The 10492-nt window shown below is 62.8% G+C and carries 13 protein-coding genes and 1 pseudogene; 13 read left to right on the top strand and 1 reads right to left on the bottom strand.

All coding sequences use genetic code 11. The features are described from left to right. The first annotated feature begins 313 nt into the window (after positions 1-313). The 13 genes from JKF87_RS17925 (at position 314) to JKF87_RS17985 (ending at position 10439) form a co-directional block, all read left to right on the top strand. On the top strand, positions 314-664 hold the full coding sequence (locus tag JKF87_RS17925; protein WP_201101245.1) for a type II toxin-antitoxin system RelE/ParE family toxin: 351 nt from the start codon (positions 314-316) through the stop codon (positions 662-664). Then, on the top strand, positions 664-1041 hold the full coding sequence (locus JKF87_RS17930) for a helix-turn-helix domain-containing protein (RefSeq protein ID WP_201101246.1): 378 nt from the start codon (positions 664-666) through the stop codon (positions 1039-1041). Before JKF87_RS17925 ends, JKF87_RS17930 begins: the two co-directional genes overlap by 1 nt. A 434-nt stretch (positions 1042-1475) precedes the next feature. Next, positions 1476-1640, top strand: coding sequence for a hypothetical protein (locus JKF87_RS17935; RefSeq protein WP_201101247.1), 165 nt, complete (start codon positions 1476-1478; stop codon positions 1638-1640). Between the two features lie 3 nt (positions 1641-1643). Next, entirely contained in the window at positions 1644-2348 is a 705-nt protein-coding gene (locus JKF87_RS17940; protein WP_201101248.1) for a JAB domain-containing protein, read from the top strand. 213 nt (positions 2349-2561) lie between these two features. Further along, a complete protein-coding gene (locus tag JKF87_RS17945; RefSeq protein WP_201101249.1) occupies positions 2562-3395 on the top strand; it encodes an LPD29 domain-containing protein in 834 nt (277 codons plus the stop codon). An 81-nt stretch (positions 3396-3476) separates the two neighbouring features. Then, positions 3477-3803: a hypothetical protein gene (locus tag JKF87_RS17950; protein ID WP_201101250.1), complete on the top strand. Its 327-nt coding sequence runs from the start codon at positions 3477-3479 to the stop codon at positions 3801-3803. Between the two features lie 266 nt (positions 3804-4069). Continuing rightward, a complete protein-coding gene (locus JKF87_RS17955) occupies positions 4070-4264 on the top strand; it encodes a hypothetical protein (RefSeq protein ID WP_201101251.1) in 195 nt (64 codons plus the stop codon). 285 nt (positions 4265-4549) lie between these two features. After that, positions 4550-5182, top strand: a complete 633-nt coding sequence (locus JKF87_RS17960) for a hypothetical protein (RefSeq protein ID WP_201101252.1) — start codon at positions 4550-4552, stop codon at positions 5180-5182. Between the two features lie 522 nt (positions 5183-5704). Continuing rightward, on the top strand, positions 5705-6502 hold the full coding sequence (locus JKF87_RS17965) for a hypothetical protein (RefSeq protein WP_201101253.1): 798 nt from the start codon (positions 5705-5707) through the stop codon (positions 6500-6502). Between the two features lie 557 nt (positions 6503-7059). After that, positions 7060-7398: a hypothetical protein gene (locus JKF87_RS17970; RefSeq protein WP_201101254.1), complete on the top strand. Its 339-nt coding sequence runs from the start codon at positions 7060-7062 to the stop codon at positions 7396-7398. Positions 7399-7811: 413 nt separating this feature from the next. Continuing rightward, the gene (locus JKF87_RS17975; protein ID WP_201101255.1) at positions 7812-8006 is read left to right on the top strand and encodes a hypothetical protein; all 195 of its coding nucleotides are present in this window, start codon (positions 7812-7814) and stop codon (positions 8004-8006) included. 557 nt (positions 8007-8563) lie between these two features. Next, on the top strand, positions 8564-8923 hold the full coding sequence (locus tag JKF87_RS17980; protein ID WP_201101256.1) for a hypothetical protein: 360 nt from the start codon (positions 8564-8566) through the stop codon (positions 8921-8923). 676 nt (positions 8924-9599) lie between these two features. Then, positions 9600-10439 (top strand): hypothetical protein, encoded by an 840-nt coding sequence (locus JKF87_RS17985; RefSeq protein ID WP_201101257.1) that lies wholly within the window; start codon positions 9600-9602, stop codon positions 10437-10439. On the opposite strand, the pseudogene JKF87_RS17990 reads toward JKF87_RS17985, so the two are convergent. Next, a pseudogene (locus JKF87_RS17990) lies at positions 10398-10492 on the bottom strand (IS5/IS1182 family transposase); the annotation flags it as partial. The gene JKF87_RS17985 and the pseudogene JKF87_RS17990 sit on opposite strands and share 42 nt — an antisense overlap.

Below are 10492 nucleotides of genomic sequence, written 5' to 3' on the forward strand. Positions count from 1 at the left end.
GTCGCTTGCGCCTGTCGCTCTTCATCCGGTGCGGCGGGCTGACGGCCTCGCTGCGCGCGTCGCCCCTAAATGGGGGGCGACGACGGCCTGCCCGAATGAGAGGTTAGGCGACGACGATTTCGCATCGTGTCATGGGAGCCCGGAAGTCAACGGCTCCGCCGTTCCCCTCCAATCGCGGCATCGCCACTCTTTCCGGTGACTGCCGAGCGCCACCCATGCCCGAGGCGGCCATCGTCAGTCGCGGTGACTGATGTTTTGGAGGACTGGCCAATTATGCACTTTCAAGCATATGTCAAATCGGGTATAAAGCCACATGACCTGGACGATTGAATTTCACCCTGAGTTCGTACCCGAGTTCGACGATTACTCTGTTCGCGTTCAGGCTGAGATTCTGAAGCTGGCGACTGCTTTGGAAACAACCGGCCCCCGCCTCGGCCGTCCCCATGCGGACACCTTGAGCGGGTCGAAATTGAAGAACCTCAAAGAACTGAGGTTCAAGGAAGGGCGCTCCGAATGGCGGGTCGCTTACATCTTCGACCCGAGCCGCAAAGGCATCCTTCTGTGCGGCGGCAGCAAATCCGGCATGAGCCAGGTGCTGTTTTACGACACCCTCATAGCAACCGCTGAAAAGCGGTATGGAACCCATCTGAAAGGCTACAAATGATGAAAAAGCCCGTTCCCCTTTCTGAAATGATGGCCCGGCAAACGCCCGAGGCTCAGGCGGCGATCCGTGACGGGGCCGAACAGATCGTGCGCGAGTTCACCCTTCGCCAAATCCGCGAGGCCGTGAAGATTTCGCAGCAGCAGCTTGCGACGGCCACAGGATCGACCCAAGCACGGGTTTCGCGCGCCGAAAACGCTGAGAACATGAATATCGAGGCCTTAGCCCGGCATATCGCAGGTCTGGGCGGAAAGCTGCGACTGACCGTCGATTTTCCCGATCGCCCGACTGTAGCGCTAACCCTTAAAGGCAAGGTCGCAAAGGATCACGAGCCCAACGTCCCCACTGGACGGGTGCGGCGTCAGGCCCTTGCCGGTTGAGGGATCGGATGCGGGGCTGCGGCGCTCAATCTCACCGTCCTGGCCTTCGGCCTCGGCCGCCTCGCTCGCTCGCGTCATCGAGCAGGATCCGGCGACGGCCTGCCTACCCGACCAGCTGGGCCCGCTCCCGGCTTGGCGACGCGCGATGGCCTGACGGCCTCGCTGTCGCTTGCGCCTGTCGCTCTTCATCCGGTGCGGCGGGCTGACGGCCTCGCTGCGCGCGCCGCTCCCCATGGGTCGCGACGACGGCCTGCCCGACTGAGAGAGGGGGCGCCGTCGTTTTCGCATCGTGTCATGGGAGCCTGGCCGTCAACGGCCTGAAGGCCGTTTCCCTCCGACGCCGGCACAGCCGCCGTCTCCGGTGACCGCCAAGCGCCACCCATGCCTCGAAGCTCCATCGCCGGTCGCTGGGACCGGCCTAGAGGAGTTTCGAAATGACCCTGCTGAATGGCCTCACGATCCACAAATATCAGCTGCTTGTGGCCAACAAGAAGTCCTTCATCACCTGGGCGCAGTCCCCGCAGGCCGCCTGCCGCATCGTGGCGGATTTTGAAGGTGTTCCGCTCGCTTGGGTGACAGCCCAACAGGTGGAGGGCTGAACGATGAGCAAGCAACTGTCACTCGCCCTGCGTGAGGCCTCGGCCGTTTTCCAGCCAGCGGATCAGATCGACTGGCCGTCCAGGGCGGTAACCGCCGCACCTCTGGATCTTGAGTGCCTCAACGATCACGAGGTGCTCTCACGAATGCTGGCCAGCGTCGGGGCCGAAGTGGCGGCCTCTGCCGTGCTCTATGCCTTCCCGACAATCGCGGAGGCCGCGACTTCCTCAAGGGCGGAGTTTGTGGCCCGGACTGGAATAGACCATCACGTCCACGATCTGCTTCAGTTGGCCCATGAGATCGGGGCGCGGGTCTCGCGTTCATCGTTCGATAGGCAAGCCCTGAGCAGCTTCACCGTCGTTCAGGACTACCTACAGGTTCGTATGGGGCATCTCCCTATCGAGCAGTTCCGCGTCCTCTTCCTCGATCGCAAGAACCATCTGATCGAAGACAATCCGATGTGGACCGGGACTGTCGATCATTGCCCCGTATACCCGCGCGAAATCATTCGTCGGGCTATCGAGCTTGGGTCCAATGCAATCGTAGTCTCCCATAACCATCCGTCGGGCGATTGCACGCCAAGCCAAGCTGATATCAAGATGACGAAGCAGATCATCAAGGCTGCAGCCGTGTTCGACATCAAGGTTCACGACCACATCATTGTCAGCCGTGGAACCTTCTGCAGCTTCAAGGTGAAGGGGCTTATCTAGGGGGCAGTGCCCCCTTTTTTGCGCCCTCATTATGCTTGCGGCCTTTGGCCGTGTCTCAGGGCGGCTCTGCCCCCCTCCACGTCAAATCAACCCCGCTGGCGCGAGGCGGGCCTTCCTACGTCCGGCCCGGATTGTGACGTGTCACCCCCCGCTCTCGGCGAGGGCCAAGGTTTGCAGGCGAGCAGCAAACCCAGGCCTGAAAAGGAAGCCGAAATGAAAATCACCGTCGGAACCCGCGTAACCTGCGTTCTTCACTATTTTGGGGAGGGCATCGTCTTTGACGCCGTTGGCGTCCCGGCGCCCGACACGGTGCGAGAGCTGGCGGGCGGCGCTGTGACGACAGGCGGAAACGCGCGTTATTCTGTCGTGTTCGCGAATGGCGCCGTCGCTCGGGACGTGTCCGAAGCGGTCATTCTTGGCGTTCAATGGTCGATCCGGGAAGGTGTCGCGGACGCCGAGGAAATCGCCGCAGCCTTGGCCAACGCCGCCTGCGTCAAAGCTTCGAAAGCCAGCGCCGAGGAGATGAAGGCCGTTCGGATCGCCGCCGAGGTCGCCGCGCTGAAAGCAGACCCGACGCACAGCAAACTTGTCCAGGGCGAAGACTTCTATTCGGGCAAGCTGGCCGCAAAGAACATCAGGCAAGAACTGAAAGCCGCGTTCCCCGGCGTGAAATTTTCAGTGACGAAGCGCGACTATGGGTCCGTTTCGGTCAAGTGGACCGATGGGCCTACGGTAGATCAGGTCGACGCAATCACTGGAAAGTACAAATCCGGCTATTACGACCCGCACGAAGACCTGCACAGCAACAAGGTTGGGCCGTGGCATATGGTTTTTGGCGGGGTGGACTACCTAAACACCGGGCGCGACTATTCCTCCGCGCATCTTCAAAGGGCAATCGACGCGGTTTTTGAAAAGAACGGCGATCTTGACGGGATCGAGAAGCCCACGCCGGAAACCTATGGTCGCGGCTATGTGGTGGTTCCGGGTTCTAACTACTGCCTTGCAGAGCTGGTCCTCATGGAAGCTCGAAAACTTGGCCCCCAGTAAACTCGTGTAATCCGGTTTCTGTTCTGCTATTTTAACCCGGTCAACAGGCCCCACGGGCCGCCCATATAGAGGATGACTAGAATGCACACTTCAGCTGACATCGCCCGCGCCGAAGCCACTTTCACACTCGCCATGCAGATCGTGAACAAGGGCGCTGAAGCAGCGCGCGAATACGCTCTGACACGCTTGGCGGCTTATGAGGATCTGAACGGGCGAGATCACAAGGCCATCAACTCTGAAGCCAAGCGCGTCCGTTGGATCGGCATTATCGCATCGAACGCCGAGCGCTGCGCCCAAAAGATCAAGTCTGATGGCCGCGCGTACTATTCTGACCAAGACGGATTGATTATTTGCACCCTGTCGGCTGACGCGTCAGCCGGTGCGGTAGGATACAAGAGGGCCTGTTAGTGAAGGTCCGGCTTCGATCCACGGGATATCGCCAAGCAGCCTGGGACGCCTTGAAGCATAAACCTTTTGAGAGTGTCCGTGCCTTGGCGGACGTTCTTGGATGTAGTGCAGACGGGCTCCGATCCTACATCGCAGCTCTTGAGGCGCATCAATACATCCAGCGCGGCGACGATGGGGTGATAACCCTCGTCAAGAAAACCGGGCCTCGCGCGCCGTCTTGGAGTGTCCATAGCAGGGAACTACGAGACTGGAACCAGGACCCCGCGATGTCGGCCGACGCGCTCAAGAAGATAGTTAGCCAATCCGGTCTGTCCGATGCTGCCTGGCTTAGAGCGATCGGCAAGCATGAGGCCGGAGCAACGCGACTTCGGCAAATGATGAACGGGCAGCGTCCCGTGAGCACTGAAATGGCCCAAGCGGCTAAGGCCTTTGCCTCAGGCCAGTTGATAACCGAAGGCTGATCTTCAGGGGAAAGAGCGCGGCATCCATTGGGGGCGTCCCCTGCGCCAGAGGAAAATCCTCTGGCGCAGCGGCCACAGGTCCGCCGCTCGCGCGACGAACCTACTCGGTGACACGGCGGTAAGCGCGGTGTCGTCCAATCCTACTGCAAGGGCTCCGCCGGTTATCCCGTCAACGGCTGCGCCGTGTTCCTCGGCTGCTCTGCAGCCTTCGGTGACGGGCCGGCACCTCGCGCACGGATCTGGTCAACACCGCCCATCCAGGGCGGCGCGGATCAAGGAGCCGTCATGCGAAACACCAGCCTCACCGAAAGCCTTCGTCAATACGATCTCGATTTCGAGGCCCCTGTCGTCATCCCAGAAGCCTCTTTGCCCTCCCGGCTGCTCATCATGGCCTGCAGCGCGACAAAGGCCCCTGGCGAGGGCCTGACGGCCCGCCAGCGGTATGTCGGGCCGCTATGGCAGACCCTCAAGGCTGTCGACCCTGACGAAACAATGGCCGCTGTCGCATATCTATCGGCACGGTTCGGCCTGGGCGACGCAAGGTCGCCCCTGCCTGACTACAATAATCTGCTGTCACGCCAGGGCGCGGATCTGATGATTGAGCGGGGCCTTGCAGGATACTACCCCTATTCGAAGCCGACCTTCAGGACAGAGCGTGGGCGTTTGGCCCACCTCGCCGGTCGAGGCCCTCTGCAGACAGGCGGCAATGAAATCTGCCGCATGAGGCGGGACGCGGGGCGTCCCTTCAGGAGCGTCGCAGTCTGTGGCGGCAAAGACTATGTCCGCGTCGCCAAAGCCTTCATTGCCGAAATGCGCGACGAGGGCCTGATTGAAGCATATGCACCCGTCACGATTATCAACGACCAGATCGGCTATATGCGGGCCCAGCTGCGAACCTGGCTCGAAAGTGAAGCCTGACGATCGGGGCACGCCGACCGCAGCGCCCAGGGCGCGCGGTGACCCGGCGACTGCAGGGCAGGGGGCCGCAGCGCTCAATCTCACCGTCCTGGCCTTCGGCCTCGGCCGCCTCGATCGCTCGCGTCATCGAGCAGGATCCGGCGACGGCCTGCCTTCGGCCACGCCGCCCACCAGGGCGACGTGACGGCCTGCCTACTCGACCAGCTGGGCCCGCTCTGGGCTTGGCGACGCGCGATGGCCTAACGGCCTCGCTGTCGCTTGCGCCTGTCGCTCTTCATCCGGTGCGGCGGGCTGACGGCCTCGCTGCGCGCGCCGCTCCCCATGGGTCGCGACGACGGCCTGCCCGACTGAAAGAGGGGGCGCCGTCGTTTTCGCATCGTGTCATGGGAGCCTGGCCGTCAACGGCCTGAAGGCCGTTTCCCTCCGACGCCGGCACAGCCGCCGTCTCCGGTGACCGCCAAGCGCCACCCATGCCTCGAAGCTCCATCGCCGGTCGCTGGGACCGGCTGAAGGAGAAACATCATGGCCAAAGCCAAAACCAAAGTCGAAGCTCCGGTAGTCGAGATCATTCCCGATCCAGTCTGCGAACAACTCGTGGCCTTGGGTCTTGTGCCGAACAGATACCACCTTGATCTGAACCGCGGCCTCACGGTCCCGGCTGAGTTTCGGGTATCAGCGCCGTGGAATCTCCCGTCTCGCCTCTTTCAGTTTCCAATCGAGGTCGGAGAGCTGGACTGCAACGGCCAGCGCCGGATTGGGTTGATGCATCCAGAAATGCGGAACCACCCCTATATCCGCCATGTGGAAGACCTCATGGGGCTGTCCATCTCGGAAGTCGGAGCACCGAACCTCGCCGGATACTCCAAATCCCGGATTGCGACCTGGTGGCACGCGGTGGATCTGATGTCAGAGCAACACTGGAAGGATCTGCTGGAAACACGCCAGTTCACCACTGACGATGATATCATTCGGGCTGTCGAGCTCGCGTTGAGCGGCAACCGCATAACCCCCCTGACAGCGAGATCTGTGATGCGTGCCGTTGGGGTGGAAACATCGGAAGATGCACTGGCATTGCTCTGCAAGTTCGCCGAACCGCAAGAAGTCGTATGCGACGGGGTGACGACCTGGCCCGTCAACAGAGGTTCAGGTTCGCCGCAGGACCGCGCATGGGGCATTATCCTGGCGATTGAGGCCGGTTGGCTGAAGTTCCGTGCGTGCGGGTTCATTGGTTGGTCCGAACTCGGCCGGTCGCGATATGCGCAAGGTCCAGGTGCGGTGTTCGTGGAAACCCCTTCTGGTCAGGGAGCCTTTGCCTTCTAACCGGGGGCTTCGGCCCCTTTTTTGGCACCCATGACCAGGTGCGACGCCGACCGCAGCGCCCAGGGCGCGCGGTAATCCGGCGACTGCAGGCAGGGGCCGCAGCGCTCAATCTCACCGTCCTGGCCTTCGGCCTCGGCCGCCTCGCTCGCTCGCGTCATCGAGCAGGATCCGGCGACGGCCTGCCTTCGGCCACGCCGCCCACCAGGGCGACGTGACGGCCTGCCTACCCGACCAGCTGGGCCCGCTCTGGGCTTTGCGACGCGCGATGGCCTGACGGCCACGCTGTCGCTTGCGCCTGTCGCTCTTCATCCGGTGCGGCGGGCTGACGGCCTCGCTGCGCGCGTCGCCCCTAAATGGGGGGCGACGACGGCCTGCCCGACTGAGAGAGGGCGCGCGCGACTTCCCATCCTGTCACGGGAGCCCCGCAGTCAACGGCCTGGCGGCCGTTCCCCTCCGACGCCGGCGTTGCCGACGCCTCCGGTGACAGCCGGGCGCCCACCCGTGCCTGTCTGGGTGCATCGCGTCCCGCCTCGGGGCCACAACAACAGGAGCCTTTCATGTTCGACACCGCCGCAGAAGCCAAAGCCGCCTTTGAAGCTCTGAATGCTGCAGATCAACACGCGGCTTGGGAGAAGTTCAGCCGGGACGTGGACGAAGGAATGTCGGGTTGGAACCCCTACTATCTCTATCTCAACCCCCTGTTCTGGGACGGCGGGTCTCCGTTCCCTGAAGAGGACGCCGCAGCGCTGGCGGAGTATCTTGAAGACCTGAAGCATGTGGCGGCCTCCGATACCTGGGAAGATCGTTGCATTCGTGCGAACGATCCCGGCGAAGAAGAGTTTTGGAACCGTTTCACACCGGAAGCGGCGGACTTGATGCTGGGCTGTCCCGCATGACCCAGGGGCTTCGGCCCCTTTTTGCGCGCGGGGACCAGGTGCGGCGCCGACCGCAGCGCCCAGGGCGCGCGGTGACCCGGCGACTGGCCTGTTTTAACCGCTCTGGGCTTTGCGACGCGCGATGGCCTGACGGCCACGCTGTCGCTTGCGCCTGTCGCTCTTCATCCGGTGCGGCGGGCTGACGGCCTCGCTGCGCGCGTCGCCCCTAAATGGGGGGCAACGACGGCCTGCCCGACTGAGAGAGGGCGCGCGCGACTTCCCATCCTGTCACGGGAGCCCCGCAGTCAACGGCCTGAAGGCCGTTCCCCTCCGTCGCCGGCGTCGCCGTCGCCTCCGGTGACAGCCGGGCGCCCACCCGTGCCTGTCTGGGTGCATCGCGTCCCGCCTCGGGGCCACAACATCAGGAGACTGTCATGTTCAAATCGATCATCAACACCATCAGCAACATCCGTAATCGTCAGGCTATCGAGAAATCTCAAATGACCGAGTCTGAGTTCCTGAAAAAGGTCGAGGCTAAGTCAGGCCGCCTCACGGAGGATCAGGTCGAGAACGTTCTGGATTGCTATTACGATCCGGGGTTCAATCCCGACACTTGCCGATACATCTAAGCGAGGGGCTTCGGCCCCTTTTTTGCGCTCATGGAAAGATGGGGCGCCGACCGCAGCGCCCAGGGCGCGCGGTAACCCGGCGACTGCAAAGCAGGGGGCCGCAGCGCTCAATCTCACCGTCCTGGCCTTCGGCCTCGGCCGCCTCGATCGCTCGCGTCATCGAGCAGGATCCGGCGACGGCCTGCCTTCGGCCACGCCGCCCACCAGGGCGACGTGACGGCCTGCCTACCCGACCAGCTGGGCCCGCTCTGGGCTTTGCGACGCGCGATGGCCTGACGGCCCCGCTGTCGCTTGCGCCTGTCGCAATTCATCCGGTGCGGCGGGCTGACGGCCTCGCTGCGCGCGTCGCCCCTAAATGGGGGGCGACGACGGCCTGCCCGACTGAGAGAGGGCGCACGTCATCTTCGCATCGTATCTCGCGAGCCCGGAAGTCAAAGGCTACGCCTTTCCCCGGCCTGGTCGTCGCTGCGCTCGACTAGGCCGGTGACTGCCGGGCGCCCACGCGAGGTCCGAGGCTCCAATGCCGCTCGCATCGGGTGGCTGCATGGAGTGATATCATGATCGAGACCCTGACTGCCCGGATCGCCTGTTTCGTGTTCGACACACCGCGATTGAACCCGAGCGAGCACTTTGACGGGATCGGGCAAGACGAATGGCCAGCACTGATCGAAGCTCACGCTTCGATAGATCCCGGTCGTGTTCGACCGATCCGCGCCCGGTATTACGATGCGGCTGACAGACATTTCCGGCGTTGGTTCTTCGCCCAGCCGGATCAGTTTCGGCGCATGTATCTCGATGTTCTAGCGATCGTGGCGCAGGACGATGTTTCACCCGCGCATCCGCTCTACCTGGAACATTGTGATCGTTCGGAGAGAAGTCGGGCGATGGCGATTTCGGCTGAGGAAGGGGAGGCTTAGGCCTCCCCATTTTTGTGGCCCACTCCGGGCTCGGTCGCCTTGCGGTGGCCTGACGGCCTCGCTGGCTCCTACGCCTGTCGTTCTCATTCGTAGTCCATTTCATGTCGGGGGGGCTCTGCCCCCGTTCGCCGATCAAGGCGACCGCTGACGCGGCTTAGCGTCGGTTTCCCCGGCCTTCACGGCGACGCCGTTTGCAGGCCGGGTGATACCCCTCCGACGCACGACCTATGATCGTTTCACTCCCCCGTCCGCGAGCGGCTGTGCCGCCCACGCTTCGGAAAGCGCGGGCGCACTTCAACTAGGATTTAGCCCTGGGCGCGAACCTCTGCTCGCCGTGCCTGGGTCGGAAAGGGGAGGGTTATGATTTCATCACCACAGGTCACCCGGCACCAGCGTGCGCGGGTCTATGCAGCGGCACTGTCGGTCTGTTCCTTTGCTGCTGCTGAAGAGGCCGCAACGTTTGCCGCAGCACGTTTCCACCTTGGGCGGCGGGCTGAAGCCCGCTTGGTGTGCGAGGCCCTGCGATATGCTGAGGCTTGCGACGGGATCTGGGATCGTCTCGCGGCTCGCGTGGCGCTGGGTTATCTGGTCGATGGTTCTATTCCTGGACCGCGTTTCATCCGCAATCAGGCTCGTCGGATCGAACGACGCGTGAAGCGTCGTCGGGGATAGAGCCATGCAGTTCAAGCGGACAGTTCGCCACCCGGAATGGCAGTCAACTACGCGCAAGGAGTCGGCGTACCGCCGTTCCTGTCAGAGGAAGCAAGATGCGTTGCCGTTGTTGGCGCCACTGATCGCGGAAAAGCAACGGCCTGTAGAAGAAGAGTTTGAGCGCCGCCGCGTTGCGTCTTTGGCATGGGAGGCGAGCCGCCGCAGTCAGATCGCAAGCGATTGGCGAGCCGTCCGCAGACGGCTCTTCGCTCTCCCCGACTATGCCCGGAAAGCGGTCGTTGACCGCTATCATTCTTCTCGATGGTTTCCCCGTGAGGCTCGTATCCTCTACGCGCTCCTCTGGTCGGAATTGTGCGCTGTTTCGGTGCGACCCGAGGACATGCCGACAATGGATGCGGCGGGGCGTTTGGCCGAGTGCCAGCGCTTCAACGACATGGCCAGACGCGGAGGTCTGGACGCAGCTCAGGTGCGCGCCCGGTATGCATATTCGCCGGGTGCGATGGCCTTCCTAGCGCCGGGGTTTCAGCCAACAGAAGATGCGTCCGAGCCGCATCTATATCTGCACACTTCGCGCGGTCGATGGTCGATCCTTTTTGACCGGGTTCGGGCCTTTGAGGATTTCAACCACAACTGCGATCCGAGCGGCGAACGCCGCTCCGGGGTTTTCGAGGCGCTGGGCTCTCGGTTCCGGTTCGAGGTGCTCAGTCTCAACCACTGTGACGACGAGCCTGCGGCTGTCGCTTGGAATATTGACCTGTCGCGCCGATGGGTCTGGATCGGCCTAGAGGATGAAACGCCGAGCCTAGGTGGTGTGGACAAAGTGCCTGACCCACAAGCGGATTGAAGCGACGAGGACGAAACCGAGGAAGCTGTCGGCGGTCTTGTCGTATCGGGTCG

The organism is Brevundimonas nasdae (genome assembly GCF_016654005.1).
Lineage (GTDB): Bacteria > Pseudomonadota > Alphaproteobacteria > Caulobacterales > Caulobacteraceae > Brevundimonas > Brevundimonas nasdae.